At 30.1% G+C, this 25,401-nt stretch carries 22 protein-coding genes, 2 tRNA genes and 2 pseudogenes; 9 read left to right on the top strand and 17 right to left on the bottom strand.

The genetic code is table 11. From position 1 onward, the window contains the following. Positions 1–17 precede the first annotated feature (17 nt). Positions 18–3,017: a sodium:solute symporter family transporter gene (locus ACN1AG_RS01610; RefSeq protein ID WP_417905232.1), complete on the top strand. Its 3,000-nt coding sequence runs from the start codon at positions 18–20 to the stop codon at positions 3,015–3,017. On the opposite strand, the gene ACN1AG_RS01605 is transcribed toward ACN1AG_RS01610, so the two are convergent. Together ACN1AG_RS01605 and ACN1AG_RS01600 are read right to left on the bottom strand one after the other, a co-directional pair. Continuing rightward, on the bottom strand, positions 3,007–3,630 hold the full coding sequence (locus tag ACN1AG_RS01605; protein ID WP_417905231.1) for an HD domain-containing protein: 624 nt from the start codon (positions 3,628–3,630) through the stop codon (positions 3,007–3,009). The two genes, ACN1AG_RS01610 and ACN1AG_RS01605, sit on opposite strands and share 11 nt — an antisense overlap. 514 nt (positions 3,631–4,144) lie before the next feature. Beyond that, complete coding sequence (locus ACN1AG_RS01600) at positions 4,145–5,071, bottom strand: hypothetical protein (RefSeq protein WP_417905230.1); 927 nt, start codon at positions 5,069–5,071, stop codon at positions 4,145–4,147. Between the two features lie 122 nt (positions 5,072–5,193). On the opposite strand from ACN1AG_RS01600, the gene ACN1AG_RS01595 reads away from it, so the two are divergent. From ACN1AG_RS01595 to ACN1AG_RS01580, 4 genes are all read left to right on the top strand, one after another. Further along, a complete protein-coding gene (locus tag ACN1AG_RS01595) occupies positions 5,194–6,342 on the top strand; it encodes an IS4 family transposase (protein ID WP_417905229.1) in 1,149 nt (382 codons plus the stop codon). 485 nt (positions 6,343–6,827) lie between these two features. Continuing rightward, on the top strand, positions 6,828–7,037 hold the full coding sequence (locus ACN1AG_RS01590; RefSeq protein ID WP_417905228.1) for an ankyrin repeat domain-containing protein: 210 nt from the start codon (positions 6,828–6,830) through the stop codon (positions 7,035–7,037). 253 nt (positions 7,038–7,290) lie between these two features. Beyond that, entirely contained in the window at positions 7,291–8,016 is a 726-nt protein-coding gene (locus tag ACN1AG_RS01585) for a hypothetical protein (RefSeq protein ID WP_417905227.1), read from the top strand. A 95-nt stretch (positions 8,017–8,111) separates the two neighbouring features. Continuing rightward, entirely contained in the window at positions 8,112–8,303 is a 192-nt protein-coding gene (locus tag ACN1AG_RS01580) for a hypothetical protein (protein ID WP_417905226.1), read from the top strand. A gap of 387 nt (positions 8,304–8,690) precedes the next feature. On the opposite strand, the gene ACN1AG_RS01575 is transcribed toward ACN1AG_RS01580, so the two are convergent. Both ACN1AG_RS01575 and ACN1AG_RS01570 read right to left on the bottom strand, forming a co-directional pair. Next, complete coding sequence (locus ACN1AG_RS01575) at positions 8,691–10,949, bottom strand: tetratricopeptide repeat protein (protein WP_417905225.1); 2,259 nt, start codon at positions 10,947–10,949, stop codon at positions 8,691–8,693. A gap of 206 nt (positions 10,950–11,155) precedes the next feature. After that, the gene (locus ACN1AG_RS01570; RefSeq protein ID WP_417905224.1) at positions 11,156–11,380 is read right to left on the bottom strand and encodes a hypothetical protein; all 225 of its coding nucleotides are present in this window, start codon (positions 11,378–11,380) and stop codon (positions 11,156–11,158) included. Positions 11,381–11,642: 262 nt separating this feature from the next. On the opposite strand from ACN1AG_RS01570, the pseudogene ACN1AG_RS01565 reads away from it, so the two are divergent. Both ACN1AG_RS01565 and ACN1AG_RS01560 read left to right on the top strand, forming a co-directional pair. Beyond that, positions 11,643–12,532: pseudogene (locus ACN1AG_RS01565) on the top strand (Rpn family recombination-promoting nuclease/putative transposase). Beyond that, complete coding sequence (locus ACN1AG_RS01560) at positions 12,529–12,654, top strand: hypothetical protein (RefSeq protein ID WP_417905223.1); 126 nt, start codon at positions 12,529–12,531, stop codon at positions 12,652–12,654. Before ACN1AG_RS01565 ends, ACN1AG_RS01560 begins: the two are co-directional and overlap by 4 nt. A 129-nt stretch (positions 12,655–12,783) precedes the next feature. Here the strand turns inward: ACN1AG_RS01560 and ACN1AG_RS01555 are convergent, their stop codons facing one another. Next, the gene (locus tag ACN1AG_RS01555) at positions 12,784–13,149 is read right to left on the bottom strand and encodes a hypothetical protein (RefSeq protein WP_417905222.1); all 366 of its coding nucleotides are present in this window, start codon (positions 13,147–13,149) and stop codon (positions 12,784–12,786) included. Continuing rightward, complete coding sequence (locus ACN1AG_RS01550; RefSeq protein WP_417905221.1) at positions 13,131–13,502, bottom strand: hypothetical protein; 372 nt, start codon at positions 13,500–13,502, stop codon at positions 13,131–13,133. Before ACN1AG_RS01550 ends, ACN1AG_RS01555 begins: the two co-directional genes overlap by 19 nt. Positions 13,503–13,737: 235 nt before the next feature. Here ACN1AG_RS01550 and ACN1AG_RS01545 point away from each other — a divergent pair, with 235 nt between their 5' ends. Further along, complete coding sequence (locus ACN1AG_RS01545; RefSeq protein WP_341757985.1) at positions 13,738–14,160, top strand: helix-turn-helix transcriptional regulator; 423 nt, start codon at positions 13,738–13,740, stop codon at positions 14,158–14,160. Between the two features lie 17 nt (positions 14,161–14,177). Here the strand turns inward: ACN1AG_RS01545 and ACN1AG_RS01540 are convergent, their stop codons facing one another. Together ACN1AG_RS01540 and ACN1AG_RS01535 are read right to left on the bottom strand one after the other, a co-directional pair. Beyond that, a complete protein-coding gene (locus ACN1AG_RS01540) occupies positions 14,178–16,445 on the bottom strand; it encodes an NB-ARC domain-containing protein (RefSeq protein WP_417905220.1) in 2,268 nt (755 codons plus the stop codon). Then, positions 16,435–17,838, bottom strand: a complete 1,404-nt coding sequence (locus ACN1AG_RS01535) for a hypothetical protein (protein ID WP_417905219.1) — start codon at positions 17,836–17,838, stop codon at positions 16,435–16,437. Before ACN1AG_RS01535 ends, ACN1AG_RS01540 begins: the two co-directional genes overlap by 11 nt. A 528-nt stretch (positions 17,839–18,366) precedes the next feature. On the opposite strand from ACN1AG_RS01535, the pseudogene ACN1AG_RS01530 reads away from it, so the two are divergent. Continuing rightward, a pseudogene (locus tag ACN1AG_RS01530) lies at positions 18,367–19,612 on the top strand (AAA family ATPase). Between the two features lie 31 nt (positions 19,613–19,643). On the opposite strand, the gene ACN1AG_RS01525 reads toward ACN1AG_RS01530, so the two are convergent. From ACN1AG_RS01525 to rplM, 9 genes are all read right to left on the bottom strand, one after another. Next, positions 19,644–20,804, bottom strand: a complete 1,161-nt coding sequence (locus tag ACN1AG_RS01525; protein WP_417905218.1) for an MFS transporter — start codon at positions 20,802–20,804, stop codon at positions 19,644–19,646. 751 nt (positions 20,805–21,555) lie between these two features. Beyond that, the gene (locus ACN1AG_RS01520; RefSeq protein WP_367363849.1) at positions 21,556–22,074 is read right to left on the bottom strand and encodes an IS630 family transposase; all 519 of its coding nucleotides are present in this window, start codon (positions 22,072–22,074) and stop codon (positions 21,556–21,558) included. After that, on the bottom strand, positions 22,046–22,408 hold the full coding sequence (locus ACN1AG_RS01515) for a helix-turn-helix domain-containing protein (RefSeq protein ID WP_417904510.1): 363 nt from the start codon (positions 22,406–22,408) through the stop codon (positions 22,046–22,048). Before ACN1AG_RS01515 ends, ACN1AG_RS01520 begins: the two co-directional genes overlap by 29 nt. Positions 22,409–22,532: 124 nt before the next feature. Further along, positions 22,533–23,438 carry an LD-carboxypeptidase gene (locus tag ACN1AG_RS01510; protein WP_417905217.1) on the bottom strand — a complete coding sequence of 302 codons (906 nt, stop codon included), beginning with the start codon at positions 23,436–23,438 and terminating at the stop codon, positions 22,533–22,535. Positions 23,439–23,513: 75 nt separating this feature from the next. Then, a tRNA-Thr gene (locus tag ACN1AG_RS01505) sits at positions 23,514–23,588 on the bottom strand. A gap of 158 nt (positions 23,589–23,746) precedes the next feature. After that, positions 23,747–24,082 carry a YraN family protein gene (locus tag ACN1AG_RS01500; RefSeq protein WP_417905216.1) on the bottom strand — a complete coding sequence of 112 codons (336 nt, stop codon included), beginning with the start codon at positions 24,080–24,082 and terminating at the stop codon, positions 23,747–23,749. 206 nt (positions 24,083–24,288) lie between these two features. Then, positions 24,289–24,365, bottom strand: a tRNA-Met gene (locus ACN1AG_RS01495). Between the two features lie 61 nt (positions 24,366–24,426). Next, a complete protein-coding gene (gene rpsI, locus ACN1AG_RS01490; RefSeq protein ID WP_341757523.1) occupies positions 24,427–24,903 on the bottom strand; it encodes a 30S ribosomal protein S9 in 477 nt (158 codons plus the stop codon). A 6-nt stretch (positions 24,904–24,909) separates the two neighbouring features. Next, positions 24,910–25,377 (bottom strand): 50S ribosomal protein L13, encoded by a 468-nt coding sequence (rplM, locus tag ACN1AG_RS01485; RefSeq protein WP_341753937.1) that lies wholly within the window; start codon positions 25,375–25,377, stop codon positions 24,910–24,912. Positions 25,378–25,401 lie beyond the last annotated feature (24 nt).

The raw sequence follows: 25,401 nt of genomic DNA, 5'->3' as shown, positions 1-25,401 counted from the left end.
ATAAAATGAGTTGTCTTATGCACTTTGACATTGATTTAGCAATTATTATCAGCTTTTTAGTAGTGAATATTTGTGCTGGTATATATTATGGGCGTGGAATAAAGACTATTAAAGAATATGCTATAGGTGATAGAAATTTCTCAACAGCTACAATAGCTGCTACTTTAATTGCAACTTGGGCTGGGGGAGGGATTTTTTCTATTGTTATATCAAAAACTTATGCTGATGGTTTTTATTCCTTAATTCCTTTTATATCTAATGTATTATCATTTTTAGTGGTGGCTTATTTTTTTGCACCACGTATGGCTGAGTTTTTAGGTCAACTTTCTGTTGCTGAAGTAATGGGTAACTTATATGGCAAAACTACTAGAACTATTACAGCTATAGCCGGATTGTTTTGTGTGATAGGTGTTGTTGCTATACAATTTAAAGTATTATCAACAACACTTAGTTATTTTTTTGCTATTAATAATTTAATTGCTGTATTAATTAGTAGTTCCATAGTTATAATTTATTCAACCTTTGGCGGTATTAAAGCTGTAACTTTTACTGATATAATACAGTTTTTTACCTTTGGTACATTTATTCCTATTATAGCGTTAACAATTTGGGAATCTTTTGACAACTCCACAATAGTATTTGAGGTAATTAAACAAAATCATATTTTTAATCTTAATGAGATATTTAATTATCACAATCCTAAATTTTGGTCTTTGTTTGCCTTATGCTTACATTTTTCACTTCCAGGACTTGATCCAGTATTTTTCCAAAGAGTATTAATGGCTAAGAATACTCAACAAATATACAAATCTTTTAATATAGCTGGTTTCTGCTCTTTGCTTATAATATTATTACTTGGTTGGATTAGTATTTTGATATTCGCTAGTAAGCAAGGACTAGATCCTAATAGTATCTATAGTTATATAATAGATAATTATGCATATGTAGGTTTAAAGGGTTTTATTATAGTTGGTATCATGGCAATGGTAATGTCTACAGCTGACTCTTACATTAACACATCTGCGGTACTCTTTGCTCATGATTTTTGCAAATCTTTAAATATAAAATGGGTAGAAAGAAACGAATTGTTATTATCACGTATTTGTTCTTTGATAATAGGCATTTTTGCTATTTTTCTTGCATTGTCAACACAAGATTTACTTGAGCTAGTACTATTTAAAGCTAGTTTCTATGTGCCAATAGTTTCTGTGCCTTTAATGCTTGCTATTTTTGGTTTTCGTAGCACAGAGAAAGCAGTATTAATTGCTATGAGTGCTGGTGTCATTACTGTAATAATTTGGCGAGTATTCTTGTCACACACAGGAATTAACACTGTAATACCAGGAATGATTGCCAACTTAATTTTTTTACTAGGAAGCCATTACCTTCTAAAACAACCCGGTGGGTGGGTAGGAATAAAAGACCCAAATCCTTTAATTGCAATGAGGCTTGAACGTAAAAGAAAATTCTGCAAATTACTTCAATCAATTAAAGAATTTAATATTTTAAACTTCTGCAGAAGTAACCTACCACAAAATGAAATTACTTATAGTTTTTTAGGTTTTTTTATCATAGCTTCAACTTATTCATCCTTATATACCATAGATGAAGTTACTAGAACTCATTATCACGAAATATATAATTTTATCTATCATTCAGTATTAATAATATCTACTGGATTCTTAACTTATCCGATATGGCCACCAACATTCAAAAACAAGAAATTTATTGCCATAGTTTGGAATTTAGGAATCTTTTATCTATTAATTTGTGTTGGCAGCATGTTGGTAATTATTAGCAAATTTAATACATTACAGTTAATGGTTTCCATGCTGAATTTGTTGATTATGTGTATATTACTCAGATGGCAAGTTGTACTCTTTATGACTATATCAGGTATATTTGTTTCAGTACAATTTTTTAAATATTATATGAGTGAGCATTTAGTTGATAATTTTGGTGATATACAATTTCAAATTATTTATGTTTTACTACTATTTAGCAGTGCTTTAATAGTCTTTCTTAAACCAAAACAACAAAATCAGGAAATATCTGAGTACATTAAGAATTATCTTGATGATGATAATAAACACAAGCAACTAGAATTAATTAAATTATCTCAATACAGGGAAGAATTTGTTAATAGACTTGATAAGTACTGTATAGGAGTCTTTAAATCAATACATCAACAAATTAATAATCTTGATCAAGAATTGCAAAATAATGATATTGAAAATTCTTTAGATAAAGAACAGATTATTAAGATCATTGATAGATTAAAATCCGGTGCTGAATATTTAGATCAGGTTATTGTTCAAGTGAAGGATTTAGTAAAAATTCATCCTGTTAAAGTGAATTTCAAACAATTTATTTATGATATAATTGATGAATATAAGAATACAAATAGTCATTATGATCTTGAGATAATTCTTGATTTTAAAACTAACATTAAAGAAATAGAAATTGATCCTCTGTTGATTAAAAGAACCCTTATGACATGTATTAATCATGGTGTAACAAATTCTAGTATTACCAATGTATCTATATCAGTATATGATACAGAACTTGAGTATGATGTGAATAGCCCCCTAAAAATCAGACGAGATGCAGTAACATTATCAATTATGATTGATAATGTTACATTAATACAACAAGACGTGAGTCTAATATTACAGCCAACATTTAATAGTATAAATGAGCTAAATTTTGCAGAAATTCATAAAATAATTACTGCTCATTATGGTAGAATTAATATTAGCTTAGATAATTTGGGTCAGGTAATTTATGCAATCACTATTCCATCTCGGTTAAAAGAAATTAGACCTAAGAAAATGGGTTTACCGGATAAACAACTAGATGAGGTAAAAACACAGAATATTCAGATAATTAATAAAAATAATGGCATAGTATGTGATATCGCTAGGCAATTAATAGATATAGGTATGAGTCTTCCAACTGTAGCAAGAATCACTAAATTAACCTTAGAAGAATTACAACAGTTAGATACTAAGGCTTAAGATTAAGTATTTTAAGCACAATAGAGTTTAACTCATGCTCTATTTCGAAAAGATTGGCAGATTTAGCAAGAGGAATATAGATCTGTAAAGTTTCATTAGCGATTCGTTTTTGTTTTTCAACCGATTTGATATAGTGGATAGTTCGCATGTTATGCAACCGGTCAATTACTTTAATAATTATAGCTTTACGTTCTATATCCTGAAAATTGTTAATTTTATAAAAAGTTTCTGCCTTAGACAGTTGGTATTCATTGGTTATTTTTGATAGTGTACAAACTATCTCTGCAATTTTTTTGCCAAAAATAAACTCTATTTGTTGAAGAGAAGATGGCGTATCTTCAACAACATCGTGTAATAAAGCAGCAGTAATAGTTGCGGTATCAAATAAATAGTCCATTACGAGACTGGCGACTTCTAATGGGTGACAAAAATAAGGTTCACCAGAATGTCTTGTCTGACCCTGATGATATAGTTTAATGTAATTAATAGTAGTTTCTATTAAAGAAATATCAATATTAAGGTTCTGTGCTTTGCTATTTGTCTTTATTTTTTCTATAAATAATTGTGTACTATCTAAATAATCATTTGCCTGCCAACTGTCAATATCTTGCATGACTACAGTACCTTAATATTTTTATGTTAAACTCATAATTTAAACTAAAATTTAAGGTATTACCAAGAATTTGATATATAATGATAAAATATTATTATATTTAATGATATTTATATCATCAGTGTTGTTGTATAAATTAAAGAGGAGTTGTTAAATTTAGAACTATACCCTTGTTGAGTAGTGACCAAGTTTAATATAACAGGTAAAAATAGGTGAAGCTCTAAATCTTAGATATTTATCTATCATATTTTATCGGCAAAGATAACTCTCTTTGCTTTTTTTGAGGTAATAAAAAACTACATCTCCATAGACATCCCATCCGTAGAACGTTCTATCCCCTTTTCTCGTTGTGCTTCTATAGTACGTCAATTCGGGATAAGGATTAGTAAAAATGCTTTAGCTATAACTAATACAAGATTTTGGATATGTATAAATTGCATTTCTGTGAATTCATACATTAATTGCTCTTCGTAGTGTATATATGTCTGCTATTTTTACTAATCCTTATCCCGAATTAACGTATAGTGTGTTTTAAACATTTAATAACCCTTGGACCATTGGCAAATTCATGAGGCGGGTGGGCTATCTGATATTGCAAATACTCAATAGGACAGACAAAGGTTTTATCAGCAACTTTTATCTCATAATCTGTTCCAAATTTTTGGAGATTGCTATTGATGTAAGCACCATAGTGATCCTCGCAAACCCGCCTTAGTTCTTTCTGAGTTACCTGTGGATCTTTAGTTTCTTGCAAAAATCTTGTTAGCTCTTGTGATGGTATTACCTTGTTTTCAATAGCATGCATTGTAGCTTTATGCAAATCGTCCATGACGTTATCTTTTTGTTGTTGGTATGCTTGATCAATTGAGTTAAACAAGCTTGGTTGGTAGTCACTATATTTGAGATTACCATGCAAACTGCTTAAGAACTCTTGTTTTTGCCCTAACACCTTTAACATCTCTTGAGGAGTTTTAGCTTTATCCCTATCCTTGTTAAACATCTCTAGGTTGCTCTTAATGTGATAAGCCTCACAAGCTCTGTCAATATTCTCATGAGTTGCTGCAATGTCAGGTGTTGTACGCAATTCTTCAAATATTTCATCCTTAGTTTTATCTCCAGTATTTAGAGCCTGTTGTACTACCTTATGCAATTGGTACACTATATTATCTTTTTGCTGTGTATTGGCTTGTTTTATTGAGTTTAGTAAATTCTGATCATGATCTGTATATTTTAGTTTCTCGTGCAGCCTGCTTAAGAATTCTTGCCTTTGCCCTAAAACCTTTAATATATCTTCAGGAGTTTTAGCTTTATCCCTATCTTTGTCAAACATTTTTAGGTTATTCTTAATGTAATGTACCTCACAAGCTTTTTCTATAGTAGCATGAAGATTTTTAATATTTTGACTTGATTTTAACGTTGTAATAATCTCCCATTCCGTCATTACTCCTTGCTCTTGTGCCCACAACTGTCGAAAGTTTGAAGGTAGAGGGGGTTTTAGAGGATTTTCATAAGTAAAAAAGTAGATATAATCAAGTATTAGTAAACATAAAGAGGCTAATACAAATGAATATATCGGAAATAATGAATTTAATAGATAAGGAAAAATTAGAGGAATTAGGAACATTATATAAAGTTGATAAAATCAATAACAAAATTACAGGAAAATTCATTGTTAAAAATTTTGTAAAATGCGTTCTTATGAAAAGAGCTGTTAGTTTACGCTCATTAGAGATGCTATGTAATAATAGCAAAGAATTGTCTGAGTTGTTAAAATCAAAAAGACCAAACAAGAAGCAAGTAGATCATAGTTCTATTGGTAAGAGGTTGGAAAGTATAAACGTTAAATATTTTCAAGGAATTTATGAAGATTTAGTAAATAAATATAACAATAAATTTGCAGGAAATGATAAACAAAAATTTAATATATTTGATTCAACAATTATTAGTTTATCTAGTAAATTATTGAAAGATGGTATAAATGCTGGAGGGAAGGAAACAGCTAGGCATATTAAGATTAGTGTTGGATTAAAGAATTCAATAGCAAATAGTATAAGATTTTGTAATGGACAATCGGAAGTCAGCGAAGATATAGCATTAGTTAAAGCGATTAACGAAGCTAAGATAGAAAAAGAAGATGTATTGCTATTTGATAGAGGAGTGTCAAGTGCAGATAGTTTTAGAGAGTTAGATAAGCAAGAAAAGAAATTTATTACCCGTATAAAGTTAAATAGAAAATATCATTTAGTTAAAAGAAACGATATAGTGAATGCAGGGAATTTAGATATTACAAGTGACGAAATAGTAAATCTATATAACAAGAAACATCAGAAAATTAATTGTAATTTAAGGTTAATTAAAGCTAAAAATGTTGCTAAAGATGAGTTATGGTTTTTGACTAACATATTAGATTTATCTGCAGAGGAGCTTGCTGAATCCTATAAGGAACGCTGGTCTATAGGAGTTTTTTTCAAATTTATCAAACAAAATTTACAATTTAAGAATTTTGTCAGTCATAATATGAATGGAATGCAGGTATATTTATATTGCATTTTAATAGCAGCAATTTTGTTTATAATTTTTAAAATTAGTAATAAACTAACAGGATTTAAGATGGCGTTATTAAAGTTTACTTTGTTCATTGAGAAGGAACTTATTAAAGATATTGTACTTTTTTGTGGCGGTAATCCAAACTTGGTGGAGCTGAAAATATGATCCCCTTCGAACTTTCGACAGTTGTGGCCTGCGACCCCGGTGATTAAATACTTTCGGATTTGCTAGTTATAACCTCCAGTATTCTATTGCTTACTACCCTATATAAAGTATCAGCTCTCACTACTACCGACTATTTCGGGGCTATCACGTTCACCTTTTGGTTTCGGCTCGATTGTTTCGCTGTCTACGCTTTACTACTGTCGTTACCTTCAGCAGCACAAGACTCGCTATATGGTGGAGCTAGCTACTCCTTCCATAACAGGACTTTCACCCGACGCACATACAATTAGACGATATATTGAAACTCAAGGTAAGTAACGCCTTACATCCCACACGCTAAAGACATATGGGTTTTACGGCGTTCTTTATAAAACAAAAATTAGTCAATGAGAAATTAGCATATGCGGTGCAAAATGGAGATATAGATGCTGTTAAAAGTGCAATAGCAGCAGGTTAACTATAGAGTATTTAAACTATCTAGGACGATGTTAATGATTGCCGCATGGCGTGGCTATCTTGATATAGTGAAAGTTTTAATTAAGGCTGGAGTAAATTGTAATGATAGAGACGGTCACAACGAAACAGCCTTAATCTATGCAGCAGATTGTGGTGTCGTTGACATAGTAAAATTGCTAATAAAAGCTGGGGCAGATTTAAATGTAAAAGATAGTTTAAATATGAATAATATGCGTTAAAGAGATCCTATTAATAAGATATCAAAATATAAATTATACTTCACTAATTCAACTAATCTTCTCAGCAACTTTTTCAACAGTCCGACATGTTATATATACATTAATATTCAAAAAAATATTCCATTCTATTATTTAGTAACTATTGATATTTTTAATACTGTCGATAACAAGGTGTATGACCGTATTTGGTAACAAGGTAATTGTCCGTAAATAGAGTATAAGTCTCTCTCAATAACAATAGAAGAGAGAGGTTATGCCAAGTAAGACAAAAATATTACAAGAGGTTATAAAAATGCGATTTGAAGAAATATACGACAGATACGATAGAGGAGAAATTAGCAACGAAGTTGCAGCAGATTTATTAGGATGTAGAGAGAGAACATTTAGACGAAAGAAAGTGAGGTATGAAGAAAGTGGATTTTTTGGTCTGTTAGATAGAAGGATAGGTCATATGCCACCTAACAAAGTAGCAGTAGATGAAGTAGAGCAAATGCTAAAATTATACGAAGAAACATACTATGATTTTACATCTAAGCATTTTCATGAACAGCTAGTAAAGAAACATAAATTTAAGCATAGTTATAATTTTGTTAGGATATCGCTGCAAGGATGTGGATTAGTAAGTAAACTTATTAATAAGAAGCCTCACCATCGTCTTAAAAGAGCTAGGAAGTCCATGGTTGGCATGATGCTGCATCAGGATGGTTCTACCCATGAGTGGATTTATGGACTAGGGTATCATCCGGACTTGATAGTGACAATGGACGATGCTAGCAATGAAATATATTCAGCATTTTTAATAGAGGAAGAAGGAACAGCAAGTTGTTTTATAGCCCTGACAGAAGTCATAGAAGCTAAAGGGTTATTTAGTTCTCTGTATGTGGATAGAGGTAGCCATTATGCTTACACGGCAATAGCCGGTGGTAAGGTAGATAAGAATAACCCGACACAAGTAACGTCAATTCGGGATAAGGATTAGTAAAAATGCTTTAGCTATAACTAATACAAGATTTTGGATATGTATAAATTGCATTTCTGTGAATTCATACATTAATTGCTCTTCGTAGTGTATATATGTCTGCTATTTTTACTAATCCTTATCCCGAATTAACGTATTATGTAAAATGTAGAGTAATGATACATGAATACACCAATGGAGAACTGGCTATTTTCCATGGTGCTAGGAGAGTAGCAAAATATGATGCAAGTGGCAAGGTAATTGTGGAGTTAAGCAAAAAGGCTGATAGCGTCAATATTGCAGCGTAAAGGGAGCTAGTTATTGTGAATCACTAACTTTAACTGGTTGTGGAATTATGGATAACTTCTAACGAAGTTTCCCACAATTCCACAACCACAACCATCTAAATTTTAAAAAATATTTTTTAAGAATTTTAAAAAAAAGATTCACAATAAAACGGACAATTACCTTGTTACAAAACCCGGACATTTTAGAATGTTATTGACAAGATATTTTTAATACTTTTATAAATTTATTCTCTAGGATATAATTGTTACACTAAATCAATAAAGGTACTAAAATATCACTATAGGCGTATATTCTCCAAATTTGATATAAAACTCCAACCATCTTTTTAGCTTTTCTAAATTTCGTTGGAACTTTAATATGGTTACGTTAAAATTTTGTCAATACAACTAGTTTCCTTTTACCCATAAATCCATATCATATCTCTTACAATACTCAAACATAGATACAGTATTAGAGTGATCTACCCCAAACTCCTTTACTTGCGATTTACCAAAGAATTTATAATTATATAAGTCTTTTGCTTTACATGCAGCCTTAGCTCCTTGACTATACATGTAACTAACTTGTGCCACATTCTTACTATTATCTCCATATAAATAATAATATATGGTATAAGCTTTCTTGTAGGATTCTATTGCTGCTTTTATCTTATTTTGAGCAAATAAAATATCGCCTTGTACTACATAACTAATAGCTAAATTTGGATCTTCTGAATAATCTACATCTTTAGGATTTCTATGCTCATCGGCTAAAAATATGGAGATAGCCTGGTTAACATGCTCTGAGGCTTGGTCTATCTTACCTAACCCTAGTTCACTTTTTGCCATTTGATTATAAATACGACCAAATATTTCATGAACATTTTTTCTAGAAGATTTATATAAATCATATAGTTGCTTAATTTTATCATATGCTTGTTGATATTCTTTAAGATAATTTAATATTCCTACTCCAACTAAATAAGGCTTTACAAGCATTACGTCATCTGGACTTACTCCATTTTTAATTAATGTTTCTATAAATTTATTACTTTGTTCTAATGCTTCACTATATTTCCCTTGTGCAACTAATAATAGTGATTTAATACTATGTATATAAGATATATCACTTTTATCCATTAAACCTTCATTAAACATTTCTTCTATAACTTGAATGTTTTTTTCTGCTTCTTGAAGTTGTCCTAATGAAATATTGCATACTGCTACATGATACAGCAAACCCCATTTTAAAGATTCATAACCTTGCAAATCATCAGATATTTCTTGTGTTCTTATAAAATATTTTATTGCCATCCTATGATTAGAATACCCACTATGATACACACCTATTGCTTGTAAGTACTTTGCATATGTATATTTCTCATCATTATTCATCAACCATAAATTAAACTTGCCAGTACCCTGCTGATCATTTTTATTAAACCAATTAACTAACCTTTCTGCATTACAGTAATCAAAATAATTAATATATTTTATTATTAGCTGTGCATTTAATTGCAGAAGTTTATATATATTTGCATTATATTTTTCAGCATTCCTAGCAAGAATTTCAAAATTTTCATGTATAGTTTTCGCTTTCCTAAAAATCTGGGCTTTTATCACAGTCTTTGGTACACATCCAACTAATTTAGTAACGATATCCTCTAAATAAGCTTTATTATTCTTATTACCATTAATCTCAGCTATTTTCTGAGCAATAACATCATGCATTTCAAAGATAGGGTTAGTGTCATTAGGATCAATGTTAGATATTAAGGCAAATTTAGACAGTTGATAAATATCATCGTTTATGGTACTTTGATCATCAGTAATAAAACTTAATAATTCTTTTGAAAAGCCTTGATTATTTATTAAGGCTATTTTATTTAGTAAATTTCTTGCATTTGGCTTTAATTCATTGATAGCTAATGTAATGTTCAATTTAATTTTGTCTGTTGATTGGTGAATTCTTTTCCTATATCCTTCTCTATTTAAACCTGATACATTATTTAATAATTGTACTCCTTGTACTATTAGGATAGGATAACCAGCAAATTCTTCACTCAAGAATTCTACTGATTTTGGATCATTATGTTCTAAAATATTGTTAGCAAGAATACGGATGTCACTTTTTTCAAATGCAGTCATTTTAAATATGTTCGGTAACATTTCACTATCTTGGGAACAAAATATAACGTGTCCATTATGTTCCCAATCAACAAACTCTTGAACTTTTTTATTTCCACTTACCTTTAGATTATCGAATACCAGCAACCATTTTTCTTGACTCGATAAATAGCTCATTACTTCTTTTCGTACTAATTTCATATCTTCTGATATTAGATCAGATTTAGTAGTACTATTAATCGCTTTTGCTAGCTTTAGCAATTCTTGGTTAATATCTAAATTACAATCAATAAACCAAATAAGTTTATAATTATTTTGATTCTCATAAGAATACATTCTAGCAAGTTGGGTTTTTCCCATACCACTAGTGCCTATAATACTTGCTTGTCGGTGTTTTATTAAATTATTTTTGAGCAAATTTAGTTGTTTAACATGATCAACAAAATAAGTTACTGGTGTAACGAGACTAGCTATTTGCCCTTGAGCGAATGAGTTAGAGGGCATAATGAATATTATTACTAATATAAAATATTTATTCATTTCTTTTTTTAGTAAAAGGTTTCAGAAAATTTACATTATTACTTAGTGGTATCTCTATAAGATTAACATGACTATAACCTATTCTACAATCAAAATTACGCACTCTAAGATATATTTTATTTCTTAGGTCGGGAAGAACATTAAATTTCAGACATTCTTAACTCCGTTAAGGTTGGCAAGTTAAACTCGATGATCAAGTTTTTTTATTAAATCATAGGAGTAACGTGTTGTTCATCAAATTTCCGTAAATGCTTTATAGATGAACGTAATTTAAACAAATTAGAAATTTGCTCTGTAAGCTCTTCTAATAATTTTGTTGGGTTATCCGATTTAACAATTTGTTCAATAAAAGCAATTAACGACTCCATAATAATCCTTTCACACAGAGAACCAAGTGTTACAGCCTGTTCTTTATTTTTAAACGAGACCAATTGTCCATTATAAATATAGCATATGGTCACACAATAAGCTCAAAATAAGATCCCGATCTGATCCCTTCAATGCCTTGTTGTTTAGCCAATTGACACCATCCTTCATATGATTTCCAGTCTTCAATAAAAACCTCTACTAGCCATCTAGCCGAATAGGCTTTTATTCTTGCATTGTATTTTTTACATTATATTACTTAATGCTTTATAGTTTTCGTGCTATAATCTTACCAGCAAAAATATGATATAATTTGGGTTATCTATCATGGCTATTTCTCGTTTTCTCGATCCAAAAAATGATTTTTGCTTTAAGCAAATCTTTGGTACAGAGAAAAATAAAGATATATTAATTCACTTCCTTAATGATATTTTGGGATATCAAGGAAAAGATCAAATCATTGAAGTTAGTTTTCTTAAAACCATACAAGACCCTACTATTGCAGCATATCGGCATCTATAGTCGATGTTTTGTGTAAAGACCAAAATGACACGCAAGTAATTGTCGAAATGCAAGTTAGTGAGCATGAGGGTTTTGAAAAAAGGGCTCAATATTACGCAGCTAAAGCCTATTCACAGCAAATACTTAAAGAAGATGAAAATCATAAAAAGTTAGCAGTATATGCTAAGCTTAAAGGGGTGATATTTTTGGCTATTGCTGATTTCATCATGTTTCCTGACAAAAAAAATTGGAAATCAACCCATAGATTGTTGGATTCCAAGATTTATGAGCATGATCTCAAGGATTTTTACTTCATCTTTGCTGAACTAAAAAAATTCCATAAAACCATTGATCAGTTAGAGAATATTGAAGAAAAATGGATGTACTTTTTCAAGCATGCTCATCATAGCACTTTAGCCGAAATGGAACATTTAATTGGTCATGATATTATCATTAAAAGAGCTTTCCAAGCAATAGATCAAGCCTCTTGGACGGAAGCAGAGTTAAATACCTATGATAAAATAACCAAAACACAACTAGACAATCTAGCAGTAGAACAATTTAAAATTGCACAAGCTGAAAAAGTCGCTGAAGCTAAAGGAAAAGCTGAAGCCATGCAAGCTGTTGCTAAAACAATGTTAGTTAAGAATAAACCGTTAAATGAAATTATTGAATTTACTGGTTTAACTAAAGAACAAATTGAAGATTTAAAATGAGCCATGACCCTCAAACTGTTACTGCTCTGAAATTATTGGCAGAAAATGCCACGTTTGAATATATTGCCAAAGTTACTGGTTTAAGTATTGAAGAAATCCAAAAACTAAAATCTTCTAATTGATTCAAATAATCTGAGATAGTTGTTATATACATGACTGCTTGAGTAAGCCAGTTACAGGTAAAATACCATTTCCTTAAAAAAATAATAATTATAGTATTTATGCAAACACAAATTATAGCATTATTTTTATTAAGTATGTTGGTTGTTATCTTTCTTCTCGATCCTTTCTTTAGGCTTGCTAAGTTTGACAAACTCTCTAAATTCATCAAGTAGTATTGTGATACATGTTTGCATCTCTTCCAAATGAAATGTGGTATGTAACAGGTGATGTTCTTTCTTAGCAATAAGGGTAGTTAGCTTTTTTATATCTTGATGCAACAAATCCAGTTCCCCTTTTGCTCTAGTATAGGTATTTGCAAACTCTTTGCCGCTACTGCTAATATTGTTATAGGTTAGCCTGATACTATTAAGCCACTTGACATATCGCAGAATTAAGAGTATTTGCCCGATGGTTATGATGCTAAATGCTAAAATGACTAATAATGGGTAATACATATCCTACTTCCTTTAATTTTTACACGTACATACTTTTTGATAAAATTGATTAGAGCAATAAGGTATAATTTGGGGCTAACAGCATTCTTGGTTTGCCAGTGCAACCTGCCAACATTGAATTTACTTTTGAAGTAATTGAGATTTAGTTGTAATCCGATATCACTATTATACAGATGGGGAAGCAGCTTAGATAAAATCTCAATAGCAGCTGTGTTACATTTCTTATCAAATGAATGCCCTAACTGATAATAATACCAAATACTTGACTCTAACTGTAGCGTGCTAGTAATAAGTATTTGTTGTTCTTTATCATCTACATTATTGCACGCAGAATGGTTTTGTGTTATAAGCATAGTTACCTGCGTTTTAAACAACGTTGTCAGTTTAACCAGTATTCTCTAAAAGTTTGGCGACCTCAGAAGAATACTGGTTGGTACTTTGTTATTTTTACATACCTATATAACTTCAAAAAATTCCATAGGTAGTTAATTGTATTATTACTTAACTTAATAATAATACCATATTATTACAGAGTTTTGTATTTTGCAATACATTTTACTGCATTCAGCATACATTTATAAAATTTTTATGTCTAATAACGCTGCTAATATAAAAAAGAATCTTGAAAGACTTCTCAAAGAGAGAGAATGGAGAGTTGTTGATTTAGAAAATAAAGCAAAAAAGGGACGAGTAGTACATAATATTATACATGGTACTACTAACAATCCCCGTATAGATATCCTAAAATCTTTGGCTGACGCACTAAATGTAGACATAGAAGAATTTTTACATGAAGATGACAAAGAGGAGAATGTTAACCTTACTCTTTTATTGGATACTTGCAAGAAAGTTATTGTAGAAATAACTCCTATATGTGATAAATACACAATAAAACCTAATAATATTTTGAAACTAATAAGAGAAGTTTATAAATATTCCATGGATCTAAATTTGACTCATGCGGATAATATCCACATAAAATGGCTTATCCAACAACATTATAAAAAGTAACATAGTATATGTAAAAATTAGTTACATATACCTTTTATCTCCTGAGTTCTTGGGTATTTTGGTCCAAAATATCTTATCAGCATTCCATAAAAATAAGAACATTGTACAGTTCCTTCAGCTTTATCAGGAAGGCTTTTAGCTGTTTTAGCTGCTTGAACAAATAAGTAACTAACATTATCCATATTGCCAAGATTTTTTATCCCATAGATATTCCAGTAGATATTTTTAACTAATCTATATGTACTCATGGCTTCTTCTGCTTTGCCTATAGCACTCAATGCATCACCTTTTGCTACTAAAGCATTGGCAAGAAATATATCTTTTGAATTATCTAAATCATTTAGTTTATTATTTCTTTCCTTACCTTCTACAAGAAGATTTACTGCTTCTGTCGCGTGGGTTAGTGCCTCTTCTTTTTTACCTATACCTACCTCAGACCTTGATAGTTCTGTTAAAGTTTGAGACAAAATACCTGCAGAAATTTTTGTATTCTTCTTATTGCTTAGATGTTTATATACTTTATTATTAATGACATCATAAGCGGCTTCAAAGTTTTGCATATAATTCAATATTCTAGCTTGCATTATATATTCAGGTGCTAATGTTAAGTGCATACTATTCTTAGCTACAGTACTATTGTCTATATCAATCAATAGTATATTTAAAGCTTCTTGATATTTACCTTCTGCCATAAGAATCATAGATTTATTATATTCTACTCCTCCAGCTCCTAAAAATGTTTTAAGAGTATCAGGACGAGCTTTCTCTTCTTTCCTTATATTTTCTTTAGCATTTTTAATATCTCCTACGCCAATTTGTATACCAGCTTTTATAGAATAAATGTAGGACTTTAACTCATCGTAATTTGCTAGTTTTTGAGCAATTTGTTCTGCTTGATCTAAATATTTCATTGCAATATTTATTGGTTGGTTAATAGTATAATATTCATATATTCCTATAAAAGTTAGGTAGCCACTATACACAGCTTTTTCTTTATCGCTACGAAACAATAAACTAATATTTGATACCTTGTTATTAAACCAATCGACCATTTTTTTTGCATTATCAGATTGACGCTGACCTATTAAATAATACCATAGTAATTTTTCTCTTAATTCAATGATTTTATATATATCAGCATTATAGTTATCGGCATTACTTAATAACATTTCTAAATTACTTTCTAAAAAGTCACTTTTAGTAATAACTTCTACTCTTTTATTTACTGCTTCAGGTATATAATTATTACACTCATCCAATAATAAATTAACATTTTGCTGATTTAATTTTTTACCAGCAATATTTAATAATTCCTCTTTAATAGCATCATGTACTCTAAATATTTGATTATTTCTATCTTCACTAATTTGCTCAATTAGACCAAATCTAACCAACTCCCTCAATAAATCAGATAGATTTTCACTATCAGGGACTATCTTTTCTAACAAATATCTAGGTATTTTTTGATTATTTACTAGAGTTATCTTATATAATAACTCTTTTCCACATTGGGTAATTTCTTTTAATATTATCTCTAAATGTCCTCTTATTTTATTATCATATTTTGCCATATATTTTATATATTCCTCAATTGTCATATGACTATTATTTTGTAGGAAAATTGCACTATGACCGATCATGTAAGCAGGATATCCTTTTAAGCTACCTACTAACTCTGATACAAATTTAGGTGATTGATTCTTCATAATCTTGTTGATTATTACAGTAGCATTCTCTTCCTTTAAATAAGGCACTGGGATTTTTGAAATTAAATATTTATCATCTTGTGAACAAATAATAATATGTCCTCCATGACTCCAATCTATAATATCTTTAATTTTATCGTTCTCATTAATATGGAGATTATCAAATATCAATAACCACTTACTTTGGTTTTTTAAATATTCCATTAAACTATTCTTAACATTTTTTGGATCTTCTGATATATAACACCCCTCCTTAAGACATATTTGTTTATTAATTTCTTTAGCAATTGTTATGAATTGTGGGATTAAATCCACAGCTACATCAAGAAACCCTATAATATTATATTCATGTTTATATTCTTTAACATATTTACGTACTAACTCACTCTTACCCATGCCGGTAATACCGGTAACACCCACTTTCTTATCATTTACTAATTTCTCTCTTAATTTGCTAATTTGCTCTTCATGATTAGTAAAATAATATACAGGTTTTTCTTTATTTATAATTATGGCATATACTGAATCACTAAGAGTAATTGCAGTAACAAATAGTGTAACGATAAGCCTATTGATCATTTTGTTTCCTATTATTTCGCAATTTATCTAACTGTATTACTTTAGCTTGTTGAGCATTAATATCATTTTGCTTTGATATCACACTATCAATTTTTATTTCTATAATTGTTTGATCATCTTTTCTAATCACTGAATGATTTATTTGAAAATCTTTCAATAAAAGAAATATTTGACCTAAATTTAATATATATAGGTTTGCTGTATTATTAAATATTTTCTCAGAATATCTTATTGCTAAATTTTTATCTAACCGAAAACCGTTGCTAGAATACACTAGCATGTTTTCTTGAAAAATTATTTTTACATATCTTCTATTCTCTGCATCCTTATTAAAATATAAGATATTAGATAATATACTAATGACTATCTGATTAAATATTTCCTGTTCAAAGGGAACTACAAGATGATCTACTGTATTTTCTATATTTAATATAATATTGGAATTATAACAAGCTGTATAACCCTTGAAGTAGTTTCTTATATCTAAAATTACTGAACTTAGCTCTACCTTAAAACCATTTTCTTTTTTCTCTTCTAGAGATTCTATTGCTAAAGGAAAATATTCATTATTATGTTTTTGTTCTATATTATGGTTTAAATCTACTCTACCAAGGAAGTTTTTATACATAGAGTTTTTAGAATACTGATAACATTTTAATATAAATTCCTCATTTACTTTATGAAATAATAAAATATCATTACTTCTCTGAATGTTCTCATGTAAATTTGACCGTAATCGTTCTAATAGTTCCTTAATTTTTCTGTCTCTATTAGATAAATAAATTATCCCTCTAATAACTAAAACAAAGATGATACCACTACCTAACATAAACCATAACATTTGTCGGTTTATTTTTGTTATAGCTTGTTCTTCATAAAGTGAGTTGGGATTAATATTTAGTTCTATAGTGCATACTAAATTTTTGTTTACTAAGTATTTTCTTGTTATACTACTACTAGTTTCTATATTCCCATTATTGATAATGTGGTATTCATTAAACTTGATATTGTAAATAAAGTTTTGTTCTGAAATAACGTTTAGCATTTCTTGTAATGTTATATAGGTTAAATAACACGAACTATAACGATTTGTAGATAAAGAAGCCTTAGGGAAAAGTATATTATCTTTTACATAGTCTTTAAGTTTTAATATCTTATTATCCGTGTTTTCTTGCTGATCATCATCAAAAACATATAAATGACTTATAATAAGCGATTTAATTAAATCATGTTGAGATTCCACACGTATTAAATTTTGATATTTATGTTCATACCAAAGATATTTATAAAACCCTACATTTGTAACTAATACAATGATTACAATAGAAAATATATAAAGTATACTTACTTTTATAACCTCTTTTTGCTCTTGTTGTTTCTTTAGGATTAACATATAATAACACTATCGTAGTGTAGCAAAAATCTAATCATTATTGCTACTAAAAATCTTTGACTATTAAGTTAAGCTTTTGAGTTTTTATCTAAACCTTCAATAGTTACTATGTCTTCTAATTGTAGTTTTCTATCCTGAGTTTGGTTTACAAGAATATTATAAGTAGAAATGGTTTTTTTCAAGATGTTTCTCTATTACTGCCCTATTTTTATTGGCTTTCCCTTCTTGCTTTTGGTATTTTTTTATCTTTAGTTGGAAACTATAATACTATAGTTAGAAAATAAGCTAAATGCTGCTAGGCTACTAAGTAAACTATGTAAGAAATAAGGAAGTAAATCAGCCAATAGATACCTCGTGGCACATCAAAAGCCGATTACATCTACATGGTTAATATAGTCATTATACTATACAAATGTTACAATACAGGTGCTGATTTATAACAATTCTTACCTCGATTTGGGTTCGAAAATCATCCACTAGGGTGCGCCATTCTCCGATTTCAGTGCATTTTACGAATAATCAACTAATATGATAGTCAAACTCTCTGATACTAACTTACATCACAAAAAAACTAACATTGTTAAAGATCATAATAAATTGCCTAAAATGAGAACAGGTACTGATGACTTTAAAACATTGTTGTTAAACAGTGATGTATTTATTGATAAAAGTCTAATGATCAAAGAGTTGTTAGAGGATAGTGGAGAAGTGATCCTAATTACTCGACCAAGACGCTGGGGTAAGAGCCTGAATATGGATATGCTCCGGAGATTCTTTGAAATTGAAGCAGATGAAAAAGGCAAGCCTTTACCACTAGAACAAAAGATAAATAACAAACTATTCCTTGGAGGTACAGTAGATTTAGGTATTAAAGGCGAAAGGACTCTAAAACCTTTAAAGATTAATAGTAATGAATACGCTATGGTTCAACAAGGTAATTATCCGGTTATTTCTATAAATTTCAAGGATGTTAAGGGCAGCAGTTACCAAGAAATTGAAAGCGGTATACGGAATCAGGTTATACAACTATTTGCGAATCATTATTATCTAAAACATTACCTAACTCAAGACATAGGACTATTAGATAGTGTACAAAAAGCAAAATTAGAACGATATTTTACAGAAGAGCTGACGAAAGAAGATTTAAAGTATAGTTTAAGGTTTTTAAGTGAAATACTTTACAAACATTTTAACCAAAAAGTTTATATATTAATCGATGAATATGATACACCAATTAATAGTTCATACATTGAATTTGGCGATAAATCAAAAGAGTTTGATGATGTACTAGATATTCCGCGGAATATTTGGCAGCGGCTTAAAGAGCAACCCTTATGTAGAAAAAGGAGTAATAACTGGCATCTTGCGTATTGCTAAAGCTAATTTATTTTCCGATTTGAATAATGTTAGTGAATATACCTTACTTGATAAAAATTCTGCTAAGTTTTATGGCTTCACCCAAGCAGAAGTTGATGAGCTATTAACCGTCGTCCCAACCAAAACTAATCCCGAAGAAATTAAAAACTGGTATAATGGTTACACCTTTGGTGGAGAGATCATCTACAACCCATGGTCAATTATGCAATGTCTTGCACGTGAGGGCGAGCTTGATCACTATTGGCTAGATAGTGGTGGAACTAACATTATCGATAAAGTTTTTGCATCAGATGAAATACAAGAATATCTAACTAAACTATTAGAGGGAGAAGGTATAGTAAAGAAATTATATAAACAAATTTCTTTAACAGAAATTGAAGATAATCAAAATACCTGAATTCGATGTAACAAGTTACATCGAATTCAGGTTAATTAAGTATTTTATATTCTTGTAATAATTTATAACAAGTAATTAACGTAATAATTATAGTAGTACACATGACAATTGCTAATGGTAGAAAAGTACCATGATGAAAATAACTAATTAACTGTACACATATTGCAGTAACAATAAATCTTCCTGACATTGCTACAGCCGTAATCCTACCCTTAGCATTTGGTATAGTTTCTAACATTAAGGGCCATAAAATATTACAAGGAAATATTACTCCAATAGCAATTAATTGGATCACTATAGTTATTATTAATGGATCATTAATCTTGTATATTAGTAAGATCATAGCAGAAATAATAAATACACTAAGCATTACAACACCAAAAAAGAAACATTTTTTTTGTCCAAATCTTTTCAAAAAATAACTACTAGAAAAATTGCCAATACAACATACTGCCGCCATAACCCCTTGATAAAAACCAAATTGTTGAATAGGTACTCCTAGGTCTCGCATATAGTAGATAGGAGAAATAGCAATAAAAACCCAATAACTCTGCAAAATAAAAACTGCAATTATTAAATAATAGATAGTCTTCTTTGATTTAAAAATTACATTATATTCTCTTAGTGATATTTTAACATTATAGTTTACTTGACTTTTAGGAATGAATAATATTCCCAATACCAAACAAACTAATCCCAGTGCTAACAATATAGAAAAATTACCTCTCCAACCAAGCAAAAAACTTACATAACTTCCTATTACTGGAGCAAAAGCCATCCCCAGGGTAATGGCTCCATTAAGAATCCCTAACATTTGTTGTTGTTGTTCAGCAGAATAGATATCAGCAATTACTACATAACCTAATACTGCTATTCCAGCAATACCGATGCCTTGTAATAATCTACCTAATAGCAATACATAATAATCCATTGCAAACGCACAAGATATGCTACCAATCACAAATATTATTAAACCTATAATAATAATTGCTTTTCTACCAAATCTATCCCCTAAATTTCCAACAATTAAGGAAGTAATACAGTGTCCTATAAAGTTTATTCCAAGTAATAACTCTACTTCAAAAGTAGAAATATTAAAGATAGTTTGTATTTCTGGAAAACTAGGAACAAATAAATCTATCTCAGCTCCCACTAAAATTTCCATAATTAAAATAGTAATAAATAAATACATAAAAATAATCTTTGTAAAATTCAGAAACAACTTGTTAATTAAGAGATATGTAACTCGATAATCAAGTTTTTATTGAGTTATATAATTCAGGACAGTTTAAAAGTCATAAAAAGAAGTCGAGAAGATGTCATTCCCGCGTAGGCGGGAATCTAAAAATACAAAAACACCTTAGACGTAAAGGTTTTTGAGATCCCCGCCGTAGCTCGGATGACATAAACTATCATGAATTGTATGCCTTAGAAAAAACTTGATTATCGAGTGTAATAAAATATAATGATATTATAGGCAAATGAAATGCGTTATCTCCAAAAAATTTGAATAATATAATTTAACTAATAAATCAATTCAATAATCAATTTTTACTAATAATTCTCACTTAATTTTTTGTTCGAAAATCATCCACTAGGGTGTGCCACACTCCTATCAGGGTTTCAGGGGGATTCCTAATTTATAGTCAGAAATTTTTATGCAACTTTGCAACCAATTTATAGTCGCAAAAATATTAGACCAATTTTCTCTCTAACTAATTTTCAAGGGGAGGGAATATGACGTAAATATTAACTTTTCCTAACAGTTTTGTAGAGAATCTCTGATACCATCTTTTATAATATAGTAGGTAATTTTTCCCACCTGAGTGGCGAAATCTTACCATTGCTTCAATACTACCTTCGCCTTTAAGCTCGCTTCATAACTTATTCTTTGCTGTCATAAAATTTTACCTTTTTTTATTGTTATAGTAAAATACATTGAATTAGGTGACAAAGAACATAGAAATAGCTTCGAATAATTTACTAGTTTCTGTTATCTTATTTTTAATCCATTTTTTCATATTAGCCCAAAATTTTTCTATTGGATTTAAGTCTGGTGAATATGGGGGTAAAAAAATAACCTTACAACCTACTGATTCTATTAATTCTTTCGTCTTCTTTGATTTATGGAAACTAGCATTATCTAGTACTACAACCTGTCCTGCTTTTAATTCTTTAATTAAAAACTTCTCAACCCAATTATTAAATAGTTCTGTATTACAAGTTCCATTAAACACAAAAGGGGCTATCGGCTTATTATTTACCAAACCAGCTATGATATTAGTTCTTTGATACTGTTTACCACTTTTTTGTCCAACCAACAATTCTCCTATCTTACCCCAACCTCTATCTTGGCAAATGGTCCTATCTATACCACTCTCATCAAGATACACCATTTGCTCTTTGTCATATTTACTGACCTTTTCTAAATATTCAGATCGTTTCTCTGCACTTGCTTCCAAATAGCTGAAGGTTTTTTTTATAACTATAGCCTAACTTCTTTAATATTCTTCCAACTTGAGTGCCTGTAATCCCAAATTTCTTACCAATATCTTTTAGCGTAATATTTGAATTATTTTTGACAAATTCTTCTAATTGTTGCTTGTCAACTTTACTTTTAAATCCTAATCTCGCTTTTGCTAATATTGTTCCTTCTTTTTTCTTCCTTACCTTCCAACGATTAATTGTATTCTTGTGTATATCAAATATCTTAGCAGCAGATATTTGACTATTACCTTTTTCTATATAATTTATTACTTTTTCTCTTAAATCTTGACTATATGGGCTTGTTGACATTTTTTTCTCTTATTTATATCATATAAACTCACCTAATTCAATGTCTTTCACTATATTTTATCCCGTTATTCTCGGATCAATAACTTTTTTTGGTCTAATTTTATGGGTGCATTATCAAGTTCTATTAAATAAACGGATTAGTGATTAATAATTTATTTTGACTAATAACAACTGATGTACCTAATGGCAGTGGTAGATTTCGTGCTATATGTCCTATATCTTTTATAAAGAAGGCAGGTACTTGTGAATTTTCTACTGCAATTTGAATTGCCGTTTGTGTAAGATCTCTACCATCTTGTTCCTCTCCGTTTGTAAATTCACCGAAAAGAATTGCTTGGCTTTTTTCTAAAATTCCCACTTGTTTTAATTGTTCTAATCTTGCAAATATTCTATAACCTCTTTCTCCTACATCTTCAAAAATTAATATTTTATTGGTAGAATTAAGTTGCCAGTTTGTACCAAGAGAATATTGCACCATAGATAAATTACCACCAAGGATTTGTCCTAAAATTGACTCTCTATTCGTTAAATTTTTTGCTATTGCATTTATAGGATAAAGATCATAAGTAAAATTTTTAGTATTACCTAAAAGAGCATTGATTATATAAATGTGGTCTTGAGCATTTACGCCTCGCACTATTCTGTCTAAAACTGTAGCGTGTAAAGATGACCACCCTATTATTTGGTTAAAATATAAGTGTAACGCAGTAATATCGCTAAAGCCTACTAATACTTTATATTTATTGAACATATGAGGTCTCAAAAAAGGAATTAATTCCATAGAACCATATCCTCCTCTATAAGCCCATATAACATTTGAATCTGGATTTTGTAAAGCTGAAATAAAGCTTTGTAGTCTTACTTCTAATGTTGAGGCACTAAACACACTTGAATCATCAATAATGTTATCTGCAATACTTATTTGTATATTATAATAATCCTTAAATAATGCTTGGATCTGATCAAAATATTGGTACATACCAGGCGTTTTTGAAGAAGGAGCTACAACATCTATAATTAATTTTTTCATTGAAATCTCTTAAGGCATTTAAAATTATATCCTTTCTTTAATTTATGATTTAAAATAAAAAGGTTGATACTAATATGGTGCCGCTAGTAGGAATTGAACCTACGACCTCATCATTACCAATGATGTACTCTACCTCTGAGCTATAGCGGCCTAGTTTTAAGAGAAGTCTCAGACTATATGAGTATGATCTTTTTGACATATATTGCTTTATTGGTCAAGCAATAATTTTAAAATAATTACTTAGTCAGTTAGCATTTGAGTGTATAGTGTATAATTAGATTCTTTTTCGTCTAGTAGAAAACACTCTATTACCATGCGTTTTCAATAATAATTGGTATACTGTAAGGTTTAATAATTATTAGGTCAAATCTAACTTGATAATTTTGGTATTTTGGGTTAGAGCTTAAAAATACACTAGCAGATCTTTTTATTCTTGCTTGTTGATGAGTTGATAATATCCGATCATCAACGTCAGAACGCCTTGCTTTTACTTCTATAAAAACAAGTTGTTTTCCACGTAGAGCGATAATATCAATCTCACCTACATAATATCTTTTACGATGGTGAAGAATTTGATAAAATTTAATTTTATAAATAATAATAGCCACATACTCAGCTACTAAACCGAATGTAATCCTTTTCATAATAATGTTTGCAAGAACTTGAAGAATTTCGAGTACATTCACCGCATAATAGCATATATATCAAGTAGCACTAATGACTTTTATATATAAAATATAAAAAAAATCGCCGTATACTTAATGCTTTAAAGAATTGGTTGTTGATTCTTATTATGAAAACCCCCATTATACAAATTCTAGATAACAAACCACCACATGAATTAGCATTTTGGTAGCGAGGGAGGGATTTGAACCCCCGACACGCGGATTATGATTCCGCTGCTCTAACCAACTGAGCTACCCCGCCATGATGGAAAGAGCTTCAGAAAATTACATGCTAGACAACTCCAAACAGACTCTGTAAAATTCTAACGTTTAGAGAATTGAGTACTTTTTCTAGCTTTATGCTTACCATATTTCTTCCGTTCTACAACCCTTGAGTCTCTTGTTAAGAAACCGGATTTGCGTAAAATACTATGAAATTCTGGTGCAATTTTGTCAAGAGCTCTAGAAACACCGTGTAGTACAGCACCCAGTTGTCCTGATATTCCACCACCTCTGACAGTACATATTATATCATATTGTCCAGCAGTATTGGTTACAACAAATGGTCGCAAGAGAGATTTGGTATGAGCTTCACGAGTGAAATATTGCTCCATATTTTTTTTGTTGACAATTACCTTGCCACTACCGCTTTTTAACCAAACTCTAGCTATTGCACTTTTTCTTCTACCTGTACCATAGACTTTATTATCACTGCTTCCTACAGGCGTTTTAGGCTTAACTAACTTACTCTGAACTGTATCGCTTTTGGTTTTTTCGCTTTGAACCTTTAATGTTGTCATAATTCACTATTTTTTATTCTTTGTATTTTTGCTTGCAAAATCATAAGACTCAGGTTGCTGAGCTTTATGTGGGTGTTCATTCTCTGCATAGACATATAGATTACCCATCTGCTTTGATCCCAAAACATTTCGCGTAATCATTCTTTTTACAGCAAGCTTAACGACACGTTCAGGATACTTACCAGACAGAATTTTTCCAGCTGTTGTATCCTTTATTCCACCTGGGAAACCAGTATGACGATAATAAAACTTACCATCTTTCAGGTCTGATTTTTTACCTGTCAAGCAAATATGCTTGGCATTAATTATTATTACATAATCTCCACAATCTAAATGAGGAGTGAAGGAAGGCTTATGTTTGCCACGTAAGATTTTAGCTACTTCACTAGCAAGTCTACCTAATACAAGGTCTTTAGCATCTATGACCCACCACTTCTTCTGAATTTGTGATGGTTTTGCAGAATAAGTTTTCACGTTATATATCTTTATTAATTAGAA

This window comes from Candidatus Tisiphia endosymbiont of Micropterix aruncella (genome assembly GCF_965178575.1).
Taxonomy (GTDB): domain Bacteria; phylum Pseudomonadota; class Alphaproteobacteria; order Rickettsiales; family Rickettsiaceae; genus Tisiphia.
Note: the sequence above shows the minus strand (reverse complement) of the source record. Positions and strands in the feature narration are given on the sequence as shown.

What these genes read in the sequence shown, in the direction of transcription:
- ACN1AG_RS01590 (WP_417905228.1), top strand. Translation starts at nt 6,828, where the DNA reads ATGTTAATGATTGCCGCATGGCGTGGCTATCTTGATATAGTGAAAGTT.
- ACN1AG_RS01510 (WP_417905217.1), bottom strand. Translation starts at nt 23,438, where the DNA reads ATGAAAAAATTAATTATAGATGTTGTAGCTCCTTCTTCAAAAACGCCT.
- ACN1AG_RS01600 (WP_417905230.1), bottom strand. Translation starts at nt 5,071, where the DNA reads ATGACGGAATGGGAGATTATTACAACGTTAAAATCAAGTCAAAATATT.
- ACN1AG_RS01515 (WP_417904510.1), bottom strand. Translation starts at nt 22,408, where the DNA reads ATGTCAACAAGCCCATATAGTCAAGATTTAAGAGAAAAAGTAATAAAT.
- ACN1AG_RS01575 (WP_417905225.1), bottom strand. Translation starts at nt 10,949, where the DNA reads ATGAATAAATATTTTATATTAGTAATAATATTCATTATGCCCTCTAAC.
- ACN1AG_RS01595 (WP_417905229.1), top strand. Translation starts at nt 5,194, where the DNA reads ATGAATATATCGGAAATAATGAATTTAATAGATAAGGAAAAATTAGAG.
- ACN1AG_RS01550 (WP_417905221.1), bottom strand. Translation starts at nt 13,502, where the DNA reads ATGCTTATAACACAAAACCATTCTGCGTGCAATAATGTAGATGATAAA.
- ACN1AG_RS01580 (WP_417905226.1), top strand. Translation starts at nt 8,112, where the DNA reads ATGTCTGCTATTTTTACTAATCCTTATCCCGAATTAACGTATTATGTA.
- ACN1AG_RS01555 (WP_417905222.1), bottom strand. Translation starts at nt 13,149, where the DNA reads ATGTATTACCCATTATTAGTCATTTTAGCATTTAGCATCATAACCATC.
- ACN1AG_RS01525 (WP_417905218.1), bottom strand. Translation starts at nt 20,804, where the DNA reads ATGTATTTATTTATTACTATTTTAATTATGGAAATTTTAGTGGGAGCT.
- ACN1AG_RS01500 (WP_417905216.1), bottom strand. Translation starts at nt 24,082, where the DNA reads ATGAAAAGGATTACATTCGGTTTAGTAGCTGAGTATGTGGCTATTATT.
- ACN1AG_RS01540 (WP_417905220.1), bottom strand. Translation starts at nt 16,445, where the DNA reads ATGATCAATAGGCTTATCGTTACACTATTTGTTACTGCAATTACTCTT.
- ACN1AG_RS01605 (WP_417905231.1), bottom strand. Translation starts at nt 3,630, where the DNA reads ATGCAAGATATTGACAGTTGGCAGGCAAATGATTATTTAGATAGTACA.
- ACN1AG_RS01610 (WP_417905232.1), top strand. Translation starts at nt 18, where the DNA reads ATGCACTTTGACATTGATTTAGCAATTATTATCAGCTTTTTAGTAGTG.
- ACN1AG_RS01545 (WP_341757985.1), top strand. Translation starts at nt 13,738, where the DNA reads ATGTCTAATAACGCTGCTAATATAAAAAAGAATCTTGAAAGACTTCTC.
- ACN1AG_RS01535 (WP_417905219.1), bottom strand. Translation starts at nt 17,838, where the DNA reads ATGTTAATCCTAAAGAAACAACAAGAGCAAAAAGAGGTTATAAAAGTA.
- ACN1AG_RS01585 (WP_417905227.1), top strand. Translation starts at nt 7,291, where the DNA reads ATGCCAAGTAAGACAAAAATATTACAAGAGGTTATAAAAATGCGATTT.
- rpsI (WP_341757523.1), bottom strand. Translation starts at nt 24,903, where the DNA reads ATGACAACATTAAAGGTTCAAAGCGAAAAAACCAAAAGCGATACAGTT.
- ACN1AG_RS01560 (WP_417905223.1), top strand. Translation starts at nt 12,529, where the DNA reads ATGAGCCATGACCCTCAAACTGTTACTGCTCTGAAATTATTGGCAGAA.